Source organism: Thiomicrorhabdus immobilis, assembly GCF_021654855.1.
Lineage (GTDB): Bacteria > Pseudomonadota > Gammaproteobacteria > Thiomicrospirales > Thiomicrospiraceae > Thiomicrorhabdus > Thiomicrorhabdus immobilis.
Window position 1 is genome coordinate 2,105,107 of record NZ_AP024202.1, and the last position, 21,911, is coordinate 2,127,017.

19 protein-coding genes are annotated in these 21,911 nt (G+C 44.2%); 15 read left to right on the forward strand and 4 right to left on the reverse strand.

Features of this window, described 5'->3' with window-relative positions:
• From L6421_RS09610 to gshB, 4 genes are all read left to right on the forward strand, one after another.
• Complete coding sequence (locus L6421_RS09610) at positions 1–753, forward strand: 16S rRNA (uracil(1498)-N(3))-methyltransferase (protein WP_237261578.1); 753 nt, start codon at positions 1–3, stop codon at positions 751–753.
• Between the two features lie 117 nt (positions 754–870).
• Positions 871–3,288 (forward strand): transporter substrate-binding domain-containing diguanylate cyclase, encoded by a 2,418-nt coding sequence (locus tag L6421_RS09615; RefSeq protein ID WP_237261579.1) that lies wholly within the window; start codon positions 871–873, stop codon positions 3,286–3,288.
• Between the two features lie 99 nt (positions 3,289–3,387).
• The gene (gene gshA / locus L6421_RS09620) at positions 3,388–4,698 is read left to right on the forward strand and encodes a glutamate--cysteine ligase (RefSeq protein WP_237261580.1); all 1,311 of its coding nucleotides are present in this window, start codon (positions 3,388–3,390) and stop codon (positions 4,696–4,698) included.
• 25 nt (positions 4,699–4,723) lie between these two features.
• Entirely contained in the window at positions 4,724–5,698 is a 975-nt protein-coding gene (gshB, locus tag L6421_RS09625) for a glutathione synthase (RefSeq protein ID WP_237261581.1), read from the forward strand.
• Positions 5,699–5,831: 133 nt separating this feature from the next.
• Here the strand turns inward: gshB and L6421_RS09630 are convergent, their stop codons facing one another.
• Positions 5,832–8,450, reverse strand: coding sequence for a methyl-accepting chemotaxis protein (locus L6421_RS09630; RefSeq protein ID WP_237261582.1), 2,619 nt, complete (start codon positions 8,448–8,450; stop codon positions 5,832–5,834).
• A 341-nt stretch (positions 8,451–8,791) separates the two neighbouring features.
• Between L6421_RS09630 and L6421_RS09635 the strand changes: the two genes are divergently transcribed.
• The 7 genes from L6421_RS09635 to L6421_RS09665 are packed head-to-tail and all read left to right on the forward strand — an operon-like array spanning position 8,792 to position 14,351.
• Positions 8,792–9,688 carry an FAD:protein FMN transferase gene (locus L6421_RS09635; RefSeq protein WP_237261583.1) on the forward strand — a complete coding sequence of 299 codons (897 nt, stop codon included), beginning with the start codon at positions 8,792–8,794 and terminating at the stop codon, positions 9,686–9,688.
• Positions 9,689–9,696: 8 nt separating this feature from the next.
• On the forward strand, positions 9,697–10,263 hold the full coding sequence (locus tag L6421_RS09640; RefSeq protein WP_237261584.1) for a YqgE/AlgH family protein: 567 nt from the start codon (positions 9,697–9,699) through the stop codon (positions 10,261–10,263).
• Positions 10,256–10,681: a Holliday junction resolvase RuvX gene (gene ruvX, locus L6421_RS09645; RefSeq protein WP_237261585.1), complete on the forward strand. Its 426-nt coding sequence runs from the start codon at positions 10,256–10,258 to the stop codon at positions 10,679–10,681. Before L6421_RS09640 ends, ruvX begins: the two co-directional genes overlap by 8 nt.
• Before the next feature lie 56 nt (positions 10,682–10,737).
• Entirely contained in the window at positions 10,738–11,250 is a 513-nt protein-coding gene (gene pyrR, locus L6421_RS09650) for a bifunctional pyr operon transcriptional regulator/uracil phosphoribosyltransferase PyrR (RefSeq protein ID WP_237261586.1), read from the forward strand.
• Complete coding sequence (locus tag L6421_RS09655) at positions 11,247–12,302, forward strand: aspartate carbamoyltransferase catalytic subunit (RefSeq protein WP_237261587.1); 1,056 nt, start codon at positions 11,247–11,249, stop codon at positions 12,300–12,302. The genes pyrR and L6421_RS09655 overlap by 4 nt, the downstream gene beginning before the upstream one ends.
• Complete coding sequence (locus L6421_RS09660; RefSeq protein WP_237261588.1) at positions 12,299–13,585, forward strand: dihydroorotase; 1,287 nt, start codon at positions 12,299–12,301, stop codon at positions 13,583–13,585. The genes L6421_RS09655 and L6421_RS09660 overlap by 4 nt, the downstream gene beginning before the upstream one ends.
• Before the next feature lie 28 nt (positions 13,586–13,613).
• Positions 13,614–14,351: a hypothetical protein gene (locus L6421_RS09665; RefSeq protein WP_237261589.1), complete on the forward strand. Its 738-nt coding sequence runs from the start codon at positions 13,614–13,616 to the stop codon at positions 14,349–14,351.
• 52 nt (positions 14,352–14,403) lie between these two features.
• Here the strand turns inward: L6421_RS09665 and L6421_RS09670 are convergent, their stop codons facing one another.
• Positions 14,404–14,634: a hypothetical protein gene (locus L6421_RS09670; protein WP_237261590.1), complete on the reverse strand. Its 231-nt coding sequence runs from the start codon at positions 14,632–14,634 to the stop codon at positions 14,404–14,406.
• A gap of 27 nt (positions 14,635–14,661) precedes the next feature.
• Positions 14,662–15,456 carry a polyphosphate kinase 2 gene (gene ppk2 / locus L6421_RS09675; protein ID WP_237261591.1) on the reverse strand — a complete coding sequence of 265 codons (795 nt, stop codon included), beginning with the start codon at positions 15,454–15,456 and terminating at the stop codon, positions 14,662–14,664.
• Positions 15,457–15,744: 288 nt separating this feature from the next.
• Here ppk2 and L6421_RS09680 point away from each other — a divergent pair, with 288 nt between their 5' ends.
• The gene (locus tag L6421_RS09680) at positions 15,745–16,449 is read left to right on the forward strand and encodes a YggS family pyridoxal phosphate-dependent enzyme (RefSeq protein WP_237261592.1); all 705 of its coding nucleotides are present in this window, start codon (positions 15,745–15,747) and stop codon (positions 16,447–16,449) included.
• Positions 16,450–16,701: 252 nt separating this feature from the next.
• Here L6421_RS09680 and L6421_RS09685 read toward each other — a convergent pair whose 3' ends face one another.
• The gene (locus L6421_RS09685) at positions 16,702–17,697 is read right to left on the reverse strand and encodes a hypothetical protein (protein WP_237261593.1); all 996 of its coding nucleotides are present in this window, start codon (positions 17,695–17,697) and stop codon (positions 16,702–16,704) included.
• Positions 17,698–17,946: 249 nt separating this feature from the next.
• On the opposite strand from L6421_RS09685, the gene L6421_RS09690 reads away from it, so the two are divergent.
• The 3 genes from L6421_RS09690 to L6421_RS09700 all read left to right on the forward strand — a co-directional run bounded on the left by L6421_RS09690 (position 17,947) and on the right by L6421_RS09700 (position 21,906).
• Entirely contained in the window at positions 17,947–20,253 is a 2,307-nt protein-coding gene (locus L6421_RS09690) for a Calx-beta domain-containing protein (protein WP_237261594.1), read from the forward strand.
• Between the two features lie 247 nt (positions 20,254–20,500).
• A complete protein-coding gene (proC, locus tag L6421_RS09695) occupies positions 20,501–21,328 on the forward strand; it encodes a pyrroline-5-carboxylate reductase (RefSeq protein ID WP_237261595.1) in 828 nt (275 codons plus the stop codon).
• Positions 21,328–21,906, forward strand: a complete 579-nt coding sequence (locus tag L6421_RS09700) for a YggT family protein (protein ID WP_237261596.1) — start codon at positions 21,328–21,330, stop codon at positions 21,904–21,906. The genes proC and L6421_RS09700 overlap by 1 nt, the downstream gene beginning before the upstream one ends.
• The last annotated feature ends 5 nt before the right edge of the window (positions 21,907–21,911 follow it).

Genomic DNA, 21,911 nt, shown 5'->3' on the forward strand with positions numbered 1-21,911 from the left:
ATGCGTATCTCTCGTCTGTTTTTAGAAGGCAATTACCAAGCCAAGCAAACCATTGCTTTACCGAAAGAGCAGGCGCACTATGTTTTAACGGTGTTACGCCTTAAAAACAACTATACGATTGAAGCCTTCAACGGCCACGGTTTGTTGGCTAGAGGCAAGCTGATCGTGACTAGCCGACGAACGGCTGATTTTGAAATTGAATCGGTCGAACAAACCCATAGCGAATCACCGTTAAACACGATTTTAGTTCAAGGGATCTCAAAGGGTGATCGTATGGATTACTCTATACAGAAAGCCGTAGAGCTTGGCGTCACCGCCATCCAGCCGGTTTTTACCGAACGCTGTGATGTCAAATTACAAGACGAGAAACGTGAAAAACGTCAGCAGCAATGGCAAGCCATTGTTATCAATGCTTGTGAACAGAGTGGGCGCACCGTCGTTCCGAAAGTTCTGCCTATCCTAACTTACCAGGCCTGGTTGGAATCTCTACAAAACGCTGAGAGCAAACCTTTCGGTTTGGTTTTAGACCCTTACGCCAAAGACAGTTTAGCTACGGTTAATCAGCCTTTGCAAGAAGTTCCTATCAACCTGTTAATTGGTCCTGAAGGCGGTTTAACCGAGGCCGAAGTGGATGCAGCGAAAACCGCCGGATTAACTCCCGTACAACTTGGCCCAAGAGTATTGCGTACCGAAACAGCCGGGCCGGCGATTTTAGCGATATTACAAACACTTTGGGGAGATTTTGGTGTTTAGATGCTAGAATATATATCTTTCAATCCTATCCCTACCAAGGAATACTGAATTGCAAAATATTGCTCTTAATTTAAAATCATCAGGAACCATCCTTTTCACGCATAAAAAGGGCCTTCTGTGAGAGCAAAGCTATCCAAACCGCCACTGTTGTTTGCCATTTTTCTGATTTGCTTATTCACTAACCGTTTGACCCTGGCAAATACCGATACCATGACGCCATCGGATACAACGCCGAGCACCACTCAACAACTTGAGCCTATCTCTTTACAATTGAAATGGCAGAACCAGTTTCAGTTTGCCGGTTATTATGCGGCGAAAATCAAAGGTTATTATGCGGCAGAAGGTTTAGATGTCACCATAAAACCTAGAGATCCTTTCAAAAACAATATTCAGCAAGTGATTGATGGCGAATCCGAATACGGTATAGCGGACAGCATGATGATGCTCTACCAAGCTAAAGGAGCACCAATAACCATTGTTGCGCCTATCTTCCAACATTCACCGCAAGTTATCATCACCTTAAAATCCAGTGGTATAGACAGCCTTTTTGATTTAACGGGTAAAAACATCGCCTTTTATCAAAAGGACACCGATGGTTTCCCTCTGCTTGCGATGATGAAACACAATCACATCACCCCCAACCTAGATCGAATGATTATCAAAGCCGGCCCGGACATGCTGACAAAAGGCCAGATTCAAGCGTACCCGGCTTATCTTTCCAATGAACCCTATTTTTTTTATAAAAACGGTATTGAAATCAATATCTTTCATCCGATGAACTATGGGGTTGACCTCTATGGAGACCTCATCTTCACGCATAACGATGAATTAAAGAATCACCCTGAAAGGGTACTGGCATTCAAACGTGCATCCATCAAGGGTTGGGACTACGCTTTAAAGCACAAAGAAGAGATCATCAATTACCTGATTAATGAACTGAAAGTCAATAAAAGCTATGAACACCTGATGTATGAAGCCAGAGTGATTGAAGAAGCTATTCAGCCGAACACAATGCCGATTGGCACCTTGGATAAGGGGCGTTTAGACTTTATTCATCGCCTATTTGTTGACCACCAACTGATTGACAAAGATTTCGACGTATCCAAAGGCATCTACCAAAAAGAGGTGCATCGCTTAACCCTGACCGAAAAAGAAACCGCTTGGATTAGAGAGCACCCGGTGGTGCACGTTGCCGTTGACAACAACTGGGCTCCCATCGAGTTTGTAGATAATAAAGGTCAATATACGGGCATCGCTAACGAATATTTTATCTATCTAAAATCCCTAACGGGAATCGAGTTTAAACCCGCTGCCGAACTCAGTTGGCAAGAGGCTGTACAACAGGTCAAAGATAATAAACTTGATATGTATTCTGCGGTTATCAATACCCCCGAACGCGGTCGATACGTCAACTTCACGCAACCTTACCTGAACTTCCCAATGGTTATCGCCACCCAAAAAGGCGAAAACTTTATAAAAGATTTATCGACCCTCAGTGACAAAACCATTGCCGTTGTAGATGGCTATGCGGCACATGAGTTACTGAAAACCCACTTCCCTAAGTTGAATTTATACCTTGTCGATAACCCTCAGAAAGGTCTTGAAGCGGTTTCTCAGGGACTGGCTTATGGTTACGTTGACAATGTTGCGGTTATTGGCTATCTCATTCGCTCAACAGGCTTACCCAACTTGCAGATTAGCGGTGAAACCCCTTTTAAAGCCGATGTTTCGATGGCAATCCGTAAAGATTGGCCAGAATTGCATTCTATTTTAAACAAAGCGTTAGCCAGCATAGACTCCCAAACCCAAACCAAACTCAACAACCCATGGTTACAAGTCGACTATAAACAGGAAATAGAATGGAATCGGGTTTTTCTGATTCTCACACCCATCGTCATTGGTTTACTGATAATCCTACTTTACAATCGTAAGCTGAGGAACTTGAACCAACAGTTAACCACGAGCAACAAGCAACTCGTCAACACCCAAAAAACCTTAGAAATCACCAATGATAAGCTGGCTCAATTAAATATCACTGACTTCTTAACGGGTGCATACAACCGCAGTCATATCGACCATATACTCAATACCGAAATCAATCGCAGTAACCGACAGCTGAGTCCTGTCAGCATTATGTTGATCGACTTGGATAATTTCAAAAAAATCAACGATACCTACGGACATCTAACCGGTGATGAAGTCTTGAAAGCGATTAGCCACGACATCAAGCAACATATCCGCTCATCGGATACATTTGGTCGCTGGGGCGGTGAAGAGTTTATGCTTATTTGCCCGGCAACCGATTCACAACAAGCCCAGGTCATTGCAGATAAGGTTCTACATTCCGTTAAAAAAATCGGCTTTAGGGAAGGTTTCACACAAACATTAAGCATTGGGGTTGCAACCTACTCTCTTGACGAACCGCTACTCAAGTTTGTGGCTCGCGCGGATGATGCTCTCTACCAAGCAAAAAACACCGGAAAGGATAAAGTCGTTTCTGCCGAAAGCCTGCAAGAACTTCCAGAGTTCGAATAACAAAGACTTAATATTTTAAATAAGAATCGCTCTTAACTAGATTGAAATCTGAGTATAATGGTGTTCTTAAAATACCGCGCAAACATAAGAGATGTATCGATGTCATCAACCAGCCAAGTGCCACATTTACAAACTGCGTTAAAAGGGCCTCTTTTAGAACTAGAAAAGCACCTTTTAGCCAATAACACCGCCATTGAATCCTGGTTTAGAAAACAGTTTAAAAACACCCCAGCGCCATTTTACGGCTCGGTTGATTTGCGCAATGCTGGCTACAAACTTGCCCCGGTCGATACCAATCTATTCCCTGCAGGTTTCAATAACCTACATCCGGATTTACGCTCTCTGGCGGTGCATGCGGCACAAAACGCGGTAACTCAAGTATGCCCGATTGCCGATGGGGTTCTGATTATTCCTGAAAACCACACCCGCAATCTCTACTATCTTGAGAACGTCTACGCTCTGCAAACTATTTTGGAAAGCGCGGGCTACGAAGTCCACATTGGTTCTTTGATTCCTGAATTGAATGCGCCGATGGTGATTGAACTACCTTCAGGTAACGCCCTGACCCTAAAACCGATTGTCAAAAAGGACAACCGTGTCGGTGTCGATGACTTTTTTCCATGCGCGGTGCTGCTTAACAATGATTTATCGGGCGGACGCCCGGAAATACTGGAAGGTATCGAACAGACCTTATTACCCCCTATGGAACTTGGTTGGGCCAACCGTTATAAAACGGAACATTTTGCGCATTATTCAGATGTGACCGAAGCGTTTGCCAAATTGATTGATATCGATCAATGGTTGATCAACCCGACATCGATTCCTTGCGGACCGATAAACTTTAAAGACCAAACAGGACTGGAAGATCTTGCAGAGGCCGTAAACAAGGTTTTGGAAGAGACTCAAACCTACTACAAAACCCACGATATCAAGTGTAAACCTTTTGTGATTGTTAAGTCGGATAGTGGAACTTACGGCATGGCGATCATGTCGGTCAACAGCCCAGAAGACATCTTGAACCTCAACCGCAAACAGCGTAATAAAATGGCCTCGGTTAAAGAGGGGTTACAAGTTGAGCAGATGTTGGTTCAGGAAGGCGTCTATACCTATGAAACCATCAATGAAGCCGTAGCCGAGCCGGTTGTCTATATGATTGGCAGCCAAGTCATTGGCGGTTTTTATCGTGTCCATACCGGTAAGACTGCGACGGACAACCTAAACTCACCGGGGATGCACTTTGAGCCACTCTCTTTTGAAGAGGCCTGTGTATTACCTGACGAAACGCAAAACCCGGATGCGAGTCCGAACCGTTTTTATGCTTACGGCGTGATTGCACGTTTAGCGCTATTAGCCGCAGCCCGTGAAATTGCCGCTGCCAAAGGCAACCTTCCGGCTATCGATGCAATCTAAAACAGCTCACTCAAAAGGAAATAAAATGGCTTATCGTGTTGGCATCGTGATGGATCCAATCTCTGGAATCAAACCACATAAAGACAGTTCTTTTGCCATGCTTTTAGAAGCTCAGCGTCGCGGCCATGAGCTGGTTTACATGCAACCCGAAGACCTCTACCTAAAGAATGGCCAGGCCTATGCCATCGCCAGCGAATTAAAAGTTTGGGACCGTTCGATTGAAGAACAGTTTTATGGCTTTGGTGCTTCACACGATATCGCTTTGAACACCTTAGACATTATTTTAATTCGTCAAGACCCGCCTTTTAACAACGACTATCTTTACAGCACCCATATCCTTGAGCAAGCGGAAGCGGAAGGCGTTCTGGTCGTCAACAAACCGCAAAGTCTGCGTGATGCCAACGAAAAACTATTTGCTAGCTGGTTTCCCGAATGCATTCCGCCAACGTTAGTTACCGCCAATGCCGATAAACTGAAAGAGTTTGTACAAACCCATTTAGATACCATTCTTAAACCGCTAGACGCCATGGGCGGCGCATCCATTTTCAGGGTGCGTAACGACGACCCCAATATCAGTGTGATTATTGAAACCATGACCGGTCACGGTCGTCATCACATTATGGCGCAAACCTATCTTCCAGAAATCAAAGCCGGTGATAAACGCATCCTTTTGATTAACGGAGAACCGATTGATTACACCCTAGCGCGTATTCCCGCCGAAGGGGAAACCCGGGGGAATATTGCCGCTGGCGGAACGGGGGTAGGAATGGAGATCACCGCTCGTGAACGTTGGTTATGTGAACAAATCGCTCCAACTTTAAAAGCCAAAGGACTTTTCTTTGTTGGCTTGGATGTGATTGGTGATTACATTACCGAAATCAACGTGACCAGCCCAACCTGCATTCGCGAGCTTGATAGCCAGTTCAATTTGAATATCGCAGGCACCTTATTCGACTGTTTAGAAGCTGAATTAGAAGCCGAATTGGCTTCGAATCGTTAAAAAATTAAAAAACGACCAGGCCGGGTCACTTATTTTTAGAGAATAAAAACCACGGTCAATAAGTCATAAAAAAAGGTGCTTTAGAGCACCTTTTTCTTTAATCAATCCCCCATAGTAATGGCTAACATCATCCTTAATGAAGCGATTTCATCTGCTTTAAAATCACCCCTTCCAGCTCTTCCAACGCGGCGTCTAGAAGCTCGGTCACAGCAACAAATTCGCCAACCATTTCGTCTATCAGTTCAATCTTATCAAAAGTCAATTCACCATCAGCCCTGGTATCCAACACCACTTTGACGGCTTTATGTTGACGATAATGCAAATCTTCGACTTTTTTCCAAATAGGCAAGTTTTGCACTTTTGGCTCACCTTGAACGATTTTCTGCAATGCCAGGCCGACTTCACATTTTGCCCCATCAACACCGGTGGCTTCATTAAAAGGTACGTTTACCCCATTCAAATACGACTGAGCCGTAATCCGCCATAAACGCATCTTTTGACGGATATCCGCTAGATTCACACCAAATATATCGGCCATATGCAAAGGTCGATTCAGATCAGATTTTTGATTTAGTTGGAATTTTTGCACCTCATGATTCAGAAGAGCAGCCTGTTCATTTAACGCATTTGAGGTTGCGGATGACTCTTCAACCAAAGCGGCATTGCTTTGAATGTTCTCATCCAACAACTTAATCGCGCTGGAGATTTGGGTTACGTTACGTTGCTGCTCACTAATTGATTCAACCACCGTTGATAAAGTCGAGCTGATTTTAGCCACCCCTTCGTCAACTTCGGTAAATACCGCATGAGTTGCCTGCACCTTTTCAGAACCCTCACGAACCTTATTGCCTGATTCATGAATCAATAATTTAATGTCCTTGGCCGCTTCCGCCGACTTGCCCGCCAAATTGCGAACCTCTCCGGCAACAACCGCAAAACCACGCCCATGCTCACCAGCTCTTGCGGCCTCTACCGCCGCATTTAAAGCCAATAAATTGGTTTGGAAAGCTATGCCATCGATCAAACCGATAATGGCTTCGATTTTCTCAGAAGTACCCGAAATGCTTTCCATTGCATTAATAGAGTCATCCATTGCCACTCGAGCGCTCTGGTTTAGTTGCATCGCATTTTTTGCCAAATCCGCCACACCCAATAAAGATTGACTATTCTCAGTTTGCATACTGTCAATCGCACGCATACTGGCATTAACTTGTTGCAATGTCGCCGCCGCGATTTGTGTTCGATTGGAAAGATCCATTGCTGAAGTCGCGGATTCTTGGGCGGAATCTAAGGTAGCATTCGAAACCTCTTTGATTTGTAACATGATACTACTAAGATTATCCAAGGAAACATTGGTCGCCCCTTTCATAGCATCCAAAGCGCCGCTGAGAGGCTTATCCATACGATGTTGCATATTACCATTAGCCAAATCCACCATAATGTGCACCATATCCTCAATAGCGCCATTGAGGCTTCGCAACAAATTATTGATGTTCTCTGCCGAGTACAGATAAAAACCGTCTAAGCCTTTGGTATCGATAGAAATGTCGGTATGACCCTTAGCGGCAATTTTCAAAGCGTTATCGAGTGTTTTTTCAACTTTGCGCTGCTGGGTCAAATCCGTCCATTCGATAACCGCTCCAATACACCTACCTTGTGCATTGACGACCGGAGACTTAACAACCCGAATATTCAAGCCACCAAACAGAAGTTCTTTATCGATGGTTTCCATCAAGTCATTACTGAATAACGGTTCTACTGAAGCCGTTTGACTAAACAACGCCAATGGGCTATCCAACAAACTTTCGGTATCAAAACGGCTAAACTCTTCTGCAAACACAGTATGGTTTTGATTGAAAAACGCTTTTAAGGCCTGGTTATAAAAAATGATCAAGTTGTCACGGTTGACCACCATAATAGAGGTTGAAGCATTATCCAAAGCGGTGGTGACACGTAGGTTATAGTTTAACTGCGCACGGTTTGCCTCATAAGTCGCGCCCATCTGCACCTGCATTTTTTTCAAATCACTCGCAAGGTCACTGACCCAAGTAGAACCGGCAGTATTTACCTGCGGTCTGAAATCCCCTTCCGCCATACTTTTGAGAAAGCCGGAAAACTCATCAATTCGCTGTTTGAGTTTTGCGCTGATAAAGAGTGCATAACTCAAAAACACCAATAGCACGGTTAGTTGCACATGCCATGGAAATTTCACAACATCTACCGCCTCCAAAATACCCGCTATGCTCATTGCCACAATCATACCGACCAAAATAAGCATTGGGTTGACACGATTGAACAGACAAAAGCGGCTAGCGACACTCTGCACATAACCGTTTTTGATTGATTTTTTACCGTTCGCAACCTCTTTATACAAAGCTTGTGCCGCTTTTTTCTGCGAATCGATAATACGGCGTCTAACCGATAAATAACCAACCACTTCACCTGCTTCCCGAATCGGGGACACATTGGCCTCTACCCAGTAATACTCTCCACCTTTACAGCGGTTTTTAACCAATTGAACCCACGGTTTATCACTTTTGATGGTATCCCAAAGGTCTTTGAACACCGCTTTAGGGACATCGGGATGACGCATAATGCTATGCGGCTGACCAAGCAACTCTTCTCGGCTGTAACCACTAATTCTTACAAAAGCATCGTTGACATGGGTAATGGTTCCATGTAAATCCGTTTTGGAAACAATCGTTACCCCTTCTTCAACCTCAAGCTCTTTGTCAATCACCGTTTGACCCATAATAATCCCTTAAAAAATAGACGCCAATTTATTCTGAATGGGGAACCTTAAAGCATAAAACACACCAAATCAAACTGAAAATATTAAAGATCTTTAAGACAAGAACAAGCTGGTCGAGCATGCTATCATTCTGCTCTAAAAACAATTCTTCCCTAACAGTGGCAAAATAAAGGGCAATCCAAGCAATGCAATCCCATTTCTTTCACTCCATCCGCAGTGTTCACACGGGCTTTTCCTGGCTTTATAAATTCTTTCTGTTTTTGTTTATCCTGATGATAAACGGCTGTGGAGCACCACACTCACCCCCCACTAAAGCCAGTCTCATCGTATTTGGCACTACCGTGGACATCACCATTTACAATGCCGACCGCAAAACAGCCGAAGCGGCAATCGAACAAGTGGAACAAACCTTCCAGATTATGCATCACGAATGGCATGCGTGGGAAAAAGGCGGTATTGTCAGTAAAATCAACCAAGCCATTGCCAATCAACAAGCCATTACCATTCCGCAATCGGTTGCCGATTTTATTGTTAAGTCACAACGGTTAAGCCAACAGAGCATGGGATTGTTCGATCCCGGCATCGGCAGCCTAGTGGAACTTTGGGGCTTTCATTCTGAAAAGTGGCAAGGGCCGCCGCCGAGTGATGAGGCGATACGAGCCTGGCTCAGCCACAAACCATCCATTGCGAACCTGTCGATTCAAGGTAATCAGCTAATCAGTTCAAACCGATATGTGCAACTGGACTTTGGTGGCAACGCTAAAGGTTTAGCGATAGATATCGCGTTACAAACCCTACAGGATGACGGCATCAAAAATGCGTTGGTGAGCATTGGTGGCGACATGAAAGCGATGGGTTCAAAAGATCACCAGGCCTGGTCAATCGGCATTCAAAACCCGCAAAATCCAAACCAAGCGATTGCCCAAATCGCTTTAAGCGGCGGCGAAAGCATTGTCACCTCTGGCAACTACCAACGCTATTTTGAATGGCAAGGTAAACGCTATTCACATATCCTCGACCCAAACACCGGCTACCCTGCAAATACGTTCTCTTCGGTGACGGTCATCCATGCGGATGCAACCACTGCAGATTCTGCCGCTACAGCGATTTTAGTTGCAGGACCGGAGCATTGGTTGGAGGTGGCAAAATCGATGGGAATCACACAAGCCTTTTGTGTCGATAATCAAGGAAAAATCCTGCAAACAAAAGAGATGGCAAAACGCGTTAAACTGCTATAATTTACGCTATGAATCAATTGAAATCTCTCGAACACCACTTCCTTATCGCCATGCCCGCTTTAGAAAATAGCTGGTTTGAAAAAACCGTTATTTACATTGTTGAAGACAATGAGCATGGCACGATGGGTCTAGTCATTAATTTAGCGAATAAAATCGATATCCAGGATTTACTAGACCACTTTAATCTAGCCACACCTCAGAACGTAGATTATTTAAAACAAACCGTACTGATTGGTGGGCCAGTAGACTTAGAACGAGGTTTTATCCTCCACGAATCGACCGGTAACTGGAAAAGCACCATGCCTCTGCCGGACAATCTGAGCATGACGGTTTCAGAAGATTTCCTGCAGGCCTTAAGTGAAGGCCTTGCACCCAGTAAATTTTTGGTTTGCTTAGGTTTTGCGGGATGGGAACCAGGACAACTGGCACAGGAAATCCAGGAAAACAGCTGGTTGACCATACCCTATAACGAAAGTCTACTTTTTGAAACGCCGCTTGAAAACCGCTGGCAAGTCGCTTTAGGTACACTGGGGATTTCACCTGAATTTTTGAGCAGTGAGGCTGGCCATGCCTAGTTCGAAAACAGCTAAGTCCAACACAAAACTGGATGGTGTCGTTATCGGTTTCGATTTCGGGCTGCGTAGAATCGGTGTCGCCATTGGGCAAACGGTTACCCAAACGGCTTCGCCACAAGCCATTGTGAACAGTCAAGATGGCAAACCCGATTGGGACCATATAAGCAAGCTGTTTGAACAATGGCAGCCTGTCGCGATTGTGGTTGGCTTACCGATGCGGCTCGATGGCACAGAACAGGCCCTAACCCAGCCAGCCCGGAAATTTGGGCAGCGTTTGAGCGGACGTTATAACCGCCCTGTATTTTTCATTGAAGAGCAACTTAGCTCGATTGAAGCGGAAAACCGTGGTTTAAAACAAAAGCATATCGATGACCATGCTGCCCAAATTTTATTAGAGAACTGGCTGCAACAGGCTTAGTAAAATCCAAGCCATTTTGACTATTTTTTGAACTTAAAACTAGATGAGACTTTCGAATGACTGAACTCGATATTGATGTTCCACAACTCATTACCAAAATCTGTGAACAACTTAAGCAGAAACCCATGTTCAACCAATCACCCAAAATGATTGGCATTCGCACCGGCGGCGAATGGGTTGCGCAAAAAATTCACCAACAACTTGATTTAAGTGATGAGTTAGGCGTAATCGATATTGCATTCTATCGTGACGATTTCTCTAAAATCGGTTTAAACCCAACGGTCAAACCCTCTCATATCCCTTGGGACATCGATAACCAGCATATTATTTTGGTGGATGACGTTTTATACACCGGACGTACGACACGTGCGGCATTGAATGAAATTTTCGATTATGGCCGTCCTGCGAGCGTGACCTTGGTGGCGCTATTGGACCGCAAAGGGTGTCGTGAACTGCCTTTTCAAGCGGATATTGTGGGTGAAAGTTTAGAATGTAGCCAAACCATCAAGCTAACCGGTCCGGAACCTTTAAAAGTCACTATCTTAGAGCAAAGTGAGGAGACAGCATGAGTGCGAAGCTAGCTGGCCCTAATATTCAGTTGAATGAATTGGGGAAATTGAAACACTTTTTAACCCTAGAAGGGTTAAAAGCCCATCATTTAACCGAGATTCTTGATACTGCCGAATCCTTTATCAATCCGGTGACCAATGAGATTAAAAAGGTTCCGATTCTGCGCGGCAAAAGCATTATGAATCTGTTTTTTGAACCCAGCACCCGCACTCGTACCACCTTTGAGATTGCCGAAAAACGTCTCTCCGCCGATGTTGAAAGTTTAGATATTCAAACCTCTGCCACCAAAAAAGGCGAATCATTGCTGGATACATTATGGAACTTGCAAGCCATGCAAGCGGACATGTTTGTGATCCGTCACTCAGAAAGCGGTGCCGCACACTTCTTCTCCCAGCATGTCGCACCTCACGTTCACGTCATGAATGCCGGTGACGGACAACACGCCCACCCGACCCAAGCCATGTTGGACATGTTTACCATCCGTAAACATAAAGGGGACATCTTTGATTTAACCGTGGCGATTGTGGGCGATGTTCTGCACTCACGTGTGGTACGTTCACAAATTCAAGCGTTGAGCATCCTAGAAGCCCGCGAAATTCGTGTTATAGGCCCAAAAACCTTAATGCCTGAATCACCGGAAGCGATGGGGGTACATGTCTACCACAATATGGAAGAGGGTTTGAAAGACGTTGATGTGGTGATTATGGTTCGCCTACAAAATGAACGTATGACCAGCGCGCTGATTCCAAGTGAAAAGGAGTTCTTCAAACTGTATGGCTTAACTGAAGAGCGTTTAGCCTTGGCTAAACCCGATGCGATTGTCATGCATCCAGGGCCAATCAACCGTGGTGTAGAAATAGACTCTGCGGTAGCCGATGGTCCACAATCCGTCATTTTAGAACAGGTAACCTACGGTATTGCGGTTCGTATGGCCGTCATGTCGATTATCATGAGCAACGCAGCCCAACTTGCCCAACATAAATTGGAACAAGAACAACAAGCCAGCCTGGATTTAATTGAATACAACGTGCAAACGGGGGACACACTGTGAGACGTATCATTAAAAACGGTCGTGTCATCGATCCTAGTCAAAACCTAGATAAAACCACCAATGTATATCTCTCACGTGGCCGGATTGTTGCGGTGGCTGATGAAGCCCCAGACGGGTTTACCGCTGATCAGGAAATCGATGCAACCGGCAAATGGATCCTACCAGGCCTGGTGGATTTACAAGCACGATTAGGAGAGCCGGGTAGCCAATATGCCGGCAGCATCGCTTCAGAAACCAAAGCGGCGGTATCGGGTGGCATCACCAGTATTTGTTGTCCTCCAGACACCTCTCCGGTAAACGATTCGCAAGCGGTGACGGAACTATTACAACGCCGCGCACGCCAAGCGGCTACCGCTTTTGTCATGCCGATCGGTGCCATTACCCAAGGTTTAGATGGCGAACGTTTAAGCAACTCTTTCTCACTTAAAGAAGCCGGCTGTATTGCCCTAAGCCAAGCGGACAAACCGATACAAAACTCACTCACACTTAAAAACGCCTTGGAGTACAACTCTACGTTGGACATTCCGATTTTTTTACGCTGTGAAGATAAACAATTACGCAACGGCGGTATTGCACATAGCGGTCCGGTGAGTTCGCGTTTAGGTTTGCCAGAAAACCCACCAGCGGCCGAAACGGCCGCTTTAGCGCGAGATTTGGTTTTGGTTGAAGAATCGGGAGTAAAAGCCCACTTTTCTCAACTCTCTTGCGCGCGATCGGTTGAGCTGATAGCGGATGCCAAAAAACGTGGATTACCGGTGACTTGCGACGTTGCCATTCACCAATTGCATCTTTCAGAAATGGATTTATTAAGCTTTAACAGCCTGTTCAATGTTTCGCCACCACTTCGTAGCATGAATGATAAACAAGCATTGATTCAGGGGGTTAGAAACGGCGTGATCGATGTGATTGTCAGTGACCATACCCCGTTAGAGCGAGATACTAAATTACTGCCCTTTGGTGAAAGTGCGCCAGGAATCAGTGGATTAGAAACCCTGTTGGCATTGCTTTTGAAACTGGTGCAAAACGGCGATTTGGATTTAATGACCGCGGTACGCAGTGTGACCCAGATGCCGGCCCAAATCATTGGTTGCCAGACAGGCTCACTCGTGGAAAACAGTTCAGCCGATTTCTGTATCGTTGACCCTGAAGCGATTTGGACTTTAGAAACCAAACAGATGTTAAGTAAAGGTAAAAACACACCGTTTGCCGGTTGGGAGTTTGTTGGCCAAGTGGAAGAGACCTTCTTCCAGGGACGACCTGTTTACCGCCGCGACAGCAACTGATTGATCCCAACTTAAAACACCTCAATTTATGGAATCTTATTCACTTAAAAAACCTGCCAATCAAGCTGAACAACTCAATGGCTTTTGGTTGGTCACCCTCATGTTAAATGATGAGATTCCTTTTGCTGCCTGCTTGGGAACATTTTTCCACTTCGATGCCGCTCCTCAGATACCTTTGACTCTGTTTCAATATGGCCAAGACAATACCTCAAACAGCTACCAGTTCTTAACCCAGCAAGCTTTACCGCAAGCCGTGATTGAACATAGCCTAGAACTTTACAGTGATGCAGATGACGTTATGCCTCATCTGGAACCACCTGCCTCGCCTGTTTTGATTTTGGGTGATGGCCTTTATATGGCCAACGCCTTTGCTTTAGCCAAACACCGTAGTTTACAAACCGCTAACACTGTCACCAATGTCATTCTCGCGAGCGAAACCGCTTTTCCATTTATGGTAAAACCGGCACGCTATTTAATGAACGAGATGCCTGCCGAGGCGATTGGCGCCTCAACACTATTGGAAGATTGGCACATTCAAAACCGGCTAGCTTCACAGCAAGGCTTACCCGGTTGTTTTGAGGGTAGCATTGATGAGATGTTCACTGAATGGTTACAAGCCAAGCACTACCAAATGCAGGCCAGTGGTGAAATTGAGAACTGGCAGGTGGTGGTTTTTTCAGAAAATTCGGTACAAAAAAAATGCCTGCAAGCAAGCCAATCGTTTGATTGGGTTGAACTTGTAGGCATTTTCAATCTAAAAACATAGCGGTTTAAATTTTCTACTCTAAACATCTGAATCTCTGCATTTAATACAAACATCACTCCTCAAGCTCATCGATAAACTTAGCTTTTTTGCGCGTTTTTTTAGCTAGTTTTTCAATATCTTTCGCTACCGTGTGCAACGCCAATTCTGCCGTAGAACCGATTGCCGCTTCAATCAGAATTTGTAACTCTTCAAAGTTTTCAGATGTAAGGGCTTTCTTTTGCTCTTTAGTCAGGCTTTTTTTAAAGCCATCAACTACTTTATACGCATGCTTATCAATTTTCATCGCTTACTCCCCCGTTCAGTTTGTCTATCAATCGTATTGGAAAATATCTTCACCCGAACTCACAATCAAAGGATCGGGTTGTCCAACCACCTCTTCATCCTTACCTTCGTATGGAATCTGGCTCAATACATGACGCATCGCCTCTAAACGCGCACGTTTTTTATCGTTTGATTTCACAACCGTCCACGGTGCATGGTTGGTATTGGTGTAGAAGAACATATCTTCCTTGGCACGCGTGTAATCATCCCATCGGTCAAGTGATGCCAAATCCATGGGGCTTAACTTCCACTGTTTTAGAGGGTCTGTTTTTCGAGCATTGAAACGTCTTAACTGCTCTTTACGGCCAACTGAGAACCAGAACTTCATAATACGAACACCATCGGCTTGAATCATACGCTCAAACTCTGGGGCTTGGTGCATAAACAAGGTATATTCCTGTGGCTTACAAAACCCCATGACTCGCTCAACACCGGCACGGTTGTACCAAGAACGGTCAAACAACACGATTTCACCTGCCGTCGGCATGTTTTCGATATAACGCTGAAAATACCACTGGCCTTTTTCAATTTCACTAGGTTTATCCAATGCAACCACTCGTGCTCCACGAGGGTTAAGATGCTCCATCATTCGTTTGATGGTCCCCCCCTTGCCGGCGGCATCACGCCCTTCGAAAACCAGCACGATTCGTTCATCGTTTTCTTTAACCCACTTTTGCAATTTCAAAAGCTCAATCTGCAAAGAACGCTTAGTTTTTTCATATTCTGCGCGGCTAATCTTGTCTGTATAAGGGTAATTACTCTCACTGGATTTGACTTTCTTCACTCTAACCTCCTACTTAAAGAATTTCGTTTAATTGTTTATCGTCAATACTTTAACTATACGCCGATTTCAATCGGTTTTCAGGCCACGATAAGATTTATCGTTTTCTAAAATTGATTCAAAACAATTTACTCCTATAAAGCCATTTCCATATCGCAAATCGGATTTTCAACCGCACCCATTTGCTTGTTTTGGACAACGATGGTTCACTTAATCCATTAGAATAGGCAAAACATAAGATAAACAAAACAAAACATAAACTAATTTCAATTAAATGTTGCTGGAGTCCCCATGCCTGATTCAATCATCACTCGTTATGAAAATGTAAAAAACAGAATCAACCAGGCCTGTCTAAATGCCGAACGCCCTCCTGAATCTGTGCGATTACTGGCCGTCAGCAAAACCAAACCTATCGAAGACATTCAGGAATTGGCGCAACATGGTCAATCCGCTTTTGGGGAAAACTACCTGCAAGAAGCTTTAGAGAAAATTGCTCTTTTACCGAATGCAGAGTGGCATTTTATTGGACCGATTCAGTCCAATAAAACCAAACCCATCGCTGAAAACTTCCAGTGGGTGCACAGTATAGATCGTTTAAAAATCGCTCAACGCTTAAGTGCTCAACGCCCTGAAAACTTGCCACCACTGCAAGTTTTACTAGAAGTAAACATCAGCCAAGAACCCTCTAAGGCGGGCTTTACGCCGCATGAAATCCTAGAAATTGCACCACAAATATCCGAACTGCCTAATTTGCAGTTAAGAGGCTTAATGGCCATTCCACAACCGGCTAAAACCTTTGAAGAGCAAAAGAAACCTTTTGCGGCCATGCGCCAACTATTGCAGAAATTACAGGAAACGTTACCCAATCATTCCATCGATACCTTGTCTATGGGAATGTCGGGGGATTTAGAAGCGGCCATTTATGAAGGCGCGACCATTGTGCGCATCGGAACAGATATATTTGGCGCAAGAGATTACAGCAATAAAGAATCTTGATTTGAGAAAATCATACAAAATCAAGGCATAAAAAAGCCAAAATCAATTAACTCGATTTTGGCTTTATCTCCTTTTTGCACAAACCCAACAACATGAACAATCCAGCTTTTACTATTGGGCTTGCAAGGGTGATTTATCCATTTAAATCTCTTTAACTGCCAATCACCTCTATATTTTATGTAACGACCTATTTACCGAATTCTTAAGTGTTATCTTTAGCTTTTTTACAGGCTTTCATTTTGCACTCAAGCTTTATGTAATCACCTCGGTTTGTTTAGTCAAACCCTCATGAAGACTTTCGGCATTTTCAGGCTCAGTTTTATCAGCAGAATCTTTGGATTTACTTTGCGCCATCTGCGCTAACTGCTCATGAAATGCAGTTACTCGCTCCAACCAGCCTTGTCGGCTGTCTTGTTCAGGAATACGCTGAGCGTTAACATCTGCCATCAATTCATTCAAGAAATTTTGAGCATTTTCAAACTGCTCACTTAAACGGTTAATCGCCTCTTGCCAATTTTGCAAATACGCAGGTAGATCACTCATATCAACGCCATATTTCTGGGTAACCTCCTCACCGGTAGCGGGCTGTTCAGTTTGCTGTTGTACCTGGTTGTATTCTGCCAATGCGGCCTTTTGATAACGGACCGCAGTAGATTCTGTCTGTGTTAAATTAAGTTTAAAGCTACTCAATTGACCAAAATCGATCTTTAACTCCATCGCCTGCTGCAAAGCCTGTTCGATATTGCCATCAAAAAACTGGTTTGATAACGAATCTACCTGCTCAAATACATCAAACACCGCTTTTAATTCATCTTCGTTCAAATCACCCTCTACACTAAAGGCAAACTGTTCCTCAAAGGCGGTCATTTCCATAGCTTGTTTACTTTCAAAATAACGTACACCTTGCGGCCTTTGTTGTTCAGAAGCCATCTCTTTATAAGATTGGTATTGAGCATAAAGCTGACGGAAATCGACCGTGACCAAATCCCCTTCCTTTGTCGTTAGTTGCAAACTCATGGTTTCGCTATATTGATAAGCCCTTTCAACCTGCTGCATGTTTGATATTGAGCTTGCCGCTTTTGAGCTAGGTGCATAAGTGACATCGCCCTGATTGGCTGAACTTTTTGCTGTATTTGAGGTCTGTTTTGCCAGATCAGCGACGTTTAAGTTCACAGCACTGTTTTTCTTTGGATCTTGGCCATCAAACAGGCGATTTAAGAGAGGGTTATCAACAATTGTATTTGACATAGGAAAAGCCTTTTCTGATTGTAAGTTCCCTTGAGTGTTTTTTATTCTTATACCCAAGTATATCGGCCGATTAATTAAAACTTAATTTTTTCATAAAAACGGATATGTTTAACCGCCCATTAACGAATCACCAGGCCTGGTTAAAATTAGAACCGACCAGCTGAAATTAACCTCAATCAATTTAATTAACGACTTTATAAACAAACTTTGACCTCTTTCAAGCAAAACGTTTTAATAGAAAGAATCAGCGTGAGTAGATTAATGGAGAGCATGAAAATGAAATTGCTAAACAACCTAAGTTTATTAAGTGTACCTATTTTCTTAGCCTTGTCTTTAGCCGGTTGTGGTGGAGGTGGCGGAAGCGATACAACAACAATAGACCCTGCTCCAACGTTGCAAAGTTTATCGGTGCAAGATACTTCAGCCGTTTATACTGCAACCTCGGTTGTGGTAACGGTTAGCTTATCCGCTGCTTCCGAAGAGGCTATTAGCGTAAACTACACCACAGTTGATGGTACTGCTGTTGCAGGAACAGACTATACCGCTACGAGTGGCGTTTTAGATTTCTCCGCAGGCGACATCTCTAAAACAGTAACGATTCAGTTGCAAGCTAGCCGAAATACCGATACGACCAAACTATTTCATCTCACCTTAAGCAATCCAACCAATGCTACCATTTCCGATGATACCGGGGTTGTTGTTCTATTAGATAATTCACCAGACAGTGCTATGTTTAGTAATACCGCCGCCATAGAAAACTGGGGTAGCGAGGGTGTATTTACCGCATCGGCAACCTGCGCTGCTTGCCATGCAGGAAATGGCTTGGTAATGGACTACAATGGTGATGACGTGAGTCCATTTACTAAATGGAAGCATTCCACTATGGCCAATGCCTTAAATGACCCTTACTTCAATGCCGTGGTTGAAGAAGAGGGGCACGTTTTTCCAGACAAAAAAGTCTTTATTGAAGATACCTGTATGCGTTGCCATGCCCCTATGGCTTATACTCATGCTCACCAAACTAATACCGACTTGGTAGATGACCCCACCACTTTACTAGCCGATGGTGGTTACCCATTTGCCACTGCGATTGAAGACAATGCCGCTCGTGAGGGGGTCGCTTGTACCTCCTGCCATCAGGTTCAACCAGATAATCTTGGCACCATTGCCAGTATGAGCGGGCACTACCAAATAAAATCAACGTCAGATACGGGAAATAAAACCATCTTTGGACCATTTCAACTGCCAACTGGCAATAACATGATTAACCAAACAGGCTATACACCTCAATATGCGGCTCATATTGCCGAATCTGCGTTATGCGCTTCTTGCCATAACCTTTACACTCCATCTTTAGACTTGGACGGCAATCCCATTTTGATTGACCCTAATGATTCTAATTCTATCGCTCAATTCCCCGAACAAACACCTTATTGGGAATGGTTAAACAGCGATTTTTCTGACCCCACAAAAGGCAATAAAACCTGCCAGGCTTGCCATATGGCGGAACCAGAAGCAGGCTATAAAACCGTTATTAGTACAAAAAGCCCTGGTAATGCAACACTTGTTGAACGTCCAGATTTTGGAGGTAAAGATAATTTAGATAGCTTTTTTGGAGTACATGAATTTGTAGGGGGAAATAGCTACTTATTGACCCTGCTTAAAACCTATATGACAGAACTCGGTTTAGGCACAGACTCTGGACATACCGCTCAAGGATTTCAAGATAAAGTGGATGCAACCAAAGCGTTTTTAAGTACTGCCGCTGATGTAGTTGCCATGCCATCTCTTGTCGGAACGACTCTAACTGTACCGGTAAAAATCACCAATAATACCGGCCATAAACTGCCAACCAGTTACCCATCTCGCCGTATGTGGGTACATTTAAAGATCACCGACAACAATGGTACAACGGTATTTGAATCGGGAGCAGTGGATAGTAATGGTCGAATTGCCAAAGATAATTCTACTACGGGATTTACCCAAAGTAAGTGTTTAGAGATGCTTAAACAGCCTGATGCGGCTAGTTTTGATTCCATTGCCGAGGGTTGCTATGAACCGCATCACGACACCATTAACAGTGCCGACCAGGTGGCTATTTATGAGGGTGTATTGGGCGACGTCAACCAGGATATTACTCATGTGTTATTGCATGCTCGTCAATACCTTAAAGATAATCGCATTCCACCAAAGGGTTGGACATTAGATGGACAACACACTAACCCAGCCGACAGCAGCATAATGGATGACGGTATTGTCGGCTTGGCCTCAACCGATACCGATTTTGCACCGGGTAAAGAAGCTGCGGGTTCTGATGCAACGGACACCGTCACATACAATATTGACGTTTCAGCGGGTACTGCTCCATTTAATGTCACGGTTGAGCTGTATTATCAAACCATTAAACCGAGCTTTGTATTGGGCATGCATGCCGATGATGTCGCACATGGAGGTATAACTGGTGATAGCTACGTAGGACGTTTTAAAGAGATGTATGAAAAAACACCTCCCATCACCGAAACGCTGGCTAGTCAAACGATAAACAATATAAATTAATCAATGTGATTTGGATACCTACCAGGCCTGGTAGGTATTTTTAACTTATCTCAAACATTCACAGTCCAAAACATCTCTATTGCTTTTTAAGCTGTTTTTTACGTTTTCAAACTTCGCTTAAATCGCCAAAAAACAAAGTAAATCTATTACCATCCCTTCTATAATTTTGTCCTCAAGATAGCGTATAATACTTGCTAACTTTTTACAGACCATTTGTCTACTTTTCAATGGAAAATACTGAACGATTATGAACGCAACTATCTGTTTTATTGGCGCAGGAAATATGGCGCAAAGTCTTATTGGTGGATTGATTGCCAGTGGTTATAACAAACAAAACATCATCGCTACCGATCCTACAGAAGCTCAACGCAATTCAGTCACCCAAAATTTTGGCATCCATTGCTTAGCGGATAACGCTGAAGCGATTCAAAGATCCGATATTGTGGTACTGGCAGTTAAACCTCAAGTGCTTGAATCGGTCTGTCACAGCATTGCTGACGCAGTACAAGCTAAAAAGCCGCTGATTATTTCGGTAGCCGCCGGTATTCGCTCAGATGATATCAATCGTTGGCTGGGCAGTAACACCGCGATAGTGAGAACCATGCCCAACACCCCTGCTCTCATCCAAACCGGCGCAACCGGTCTGTTTGCCAATACCTTTGTGTCCAATGAGCAACAGAGCCAAGCGGAACATATTTTACGCGCGGCAGGCATTACCGTATGGGTGGATGAAGAAGCAAAACTCGATGCGGTAACCGCCCTTTCCGGTAGTGGGCCTGCGTATTACTTTATGTTTATGGAAGCGATGGAACAAACCGCGCAGACACTGGGTTTAGATGAAAAAACCGCACACTTATTGACCCTGCAAACGGCTTTAGGTGCGGCAAAAATGGCGTTAGAGAGCCATCAAGATTGTGCGACCTTGCGTAAAAACGTAACCTCTCCAAACGGTACGACCGAACGTGCCATTCAAAGCTTTGAAAATGCCGGGTTACACCAAATCGTTGAAAATGCGATGAAAGCGGCTCAAACCCGTGCCCAAGAACTCGCCGATGAATTAGGAGGAAAAGCTTAATGGAACTTACTTCACCTGTTGGCCAGGGCGGTTTATTTTTAATGCAAACCTTAGTGGGTTTGGTCATTTTTGCCTTAATGTTACGTTTTTTAATGCGTGCAACCTATGCGGATTGGAACAATCCAATCGTACAATTTATTGCCAAGGTGACCAACCCTATTTGTGCCCCGCTTAATAAGGTGGTCGCCGCCAAAGGACGTTGGGATTGGTCTGCTTTAAGCACGGCAGTCATCATTCAAGCCATATTTGTCATTTTAATAGGCTACTTAACCAGTCGTAGTTTTGGTGTGCCTTTCATTGTATTGGCATCCACCACAGAAATCGTTAATCAACTGCTCGACATGATGTTCTGGTTGATTATCATTCAAGCGGTATTGAGTTGGGTTTCGCCAGGTTACAACCCTAATACGATCATTTTCAACCAGCTTACCCAACCGATTCTAGACCCTTTTAGACGCTTGATCCCACCGATTAGCGGCATGGATTTATCGCCTATTTTTGCCATTTTAGCCATAAAGCTTTTTCAAATTGTGGTAGTGGGTTCAATCACGCAAATTGCACAGCAGATGATAGGTTGATGGGA

Excerpts from the sequence above, each read along its gene's own strand:
- L6421_RS09610 (WP_237261578.1), top strand. The coding sequence starts at position 1 with ATGCGTATCTCTCGTCTGTTTTTAGAAGGCAATTACCAAGCCAAGCAA.
- gshA (WP_237261580.1), top strand. The coding sequence starts at position 3,388 with ATGTCATCAACCAGCCAAGTGCCACATTTACAAACTGCGTTAAAAGGG.
- gshB (WP_237261581.1), top strand. The coding sequence starts at position 4,724 with ATGGCTTATCGTGTTGGCATCGTGATGGATCCAATCTCTGGAATCAAA.
- L6421_RS09630 (WP_237261582.1), bottom strand. The coding sequence starts at position 8,450 with ATGGGTCAAACGGTGATTGACAAAGAGCTTGAGGTTGAAGAAGGGGTA.
- L6421_RS09640 (WP_237261584.1), top strand. The coding sequence starts at position 9,697 with ATGAATCAATTGAAATCTCTCGAACACCACTTCCTTATCGCCATGCCC.
- ruvX (WP_237261585.1), top strand. The coding sequence starts at position 10,256 with ATGCCTAGTTCGAAAACAGCTAAGTCCAACACAAAACTGGATGGTGTC.
- pyrR (WP_237261586.1), top strand. The coding sequence starts at position 10,738 with ATGACTGAACTCGATATTGATGTTCCACAACTCATTACCAAAATCTGT.
- L6421_RS09655 (WP_237261587.1), top strand. The coding sequence starts at position 11,247 with ATGAGTGCGAAGCTAGCTGGCCCTAATATTCAGTTGAATGAATTGGGG.
- L6421_RS09665 (WP_237261589.1), top strand. The coding sequence starts at position 13,614 with ATGGAATCTTATTCACTTAAAAAACCTGCCAATCAAGCTGAACAACTC.
- L6421_RS09670 (WP_237261590.1), bottom strand. The coding sequence starts at position 14,634 with ATGAAAATTGATAAGCATGCGTATAAAGTAGTTGATGGCTTTAAAAAA.
- L6421_RS09680 (WP_237261592.1), top strand. The coding sequence starts at position 15,745 with ATGCCTGATTCAATCATCACTCGTTATGAAAATGTAAAAAACAGAATC.
- L6421_RS09685 (WP_237261593.1), bottom strand. The coding sequence starts at position 17,697 with ATGTCAAATACAATTGTTGATAACCCTCTCTTAAATCGCCTGTTTGAT.
- proC (WP_237261595.1), top strand. The coding sequence starts at position 20,501 with ATGAACGCAACTATCTGTTTTATTGGCGCAGGAAATATGGCGCAAAGT.
- L6421_RS09700 (WP_237261596.1), top strand. The coding sequence starts at position 21,328 with ATGGAACTTACTTCACCTGTTGGCCAGGGCGGTTTATTTTTAATGCAA.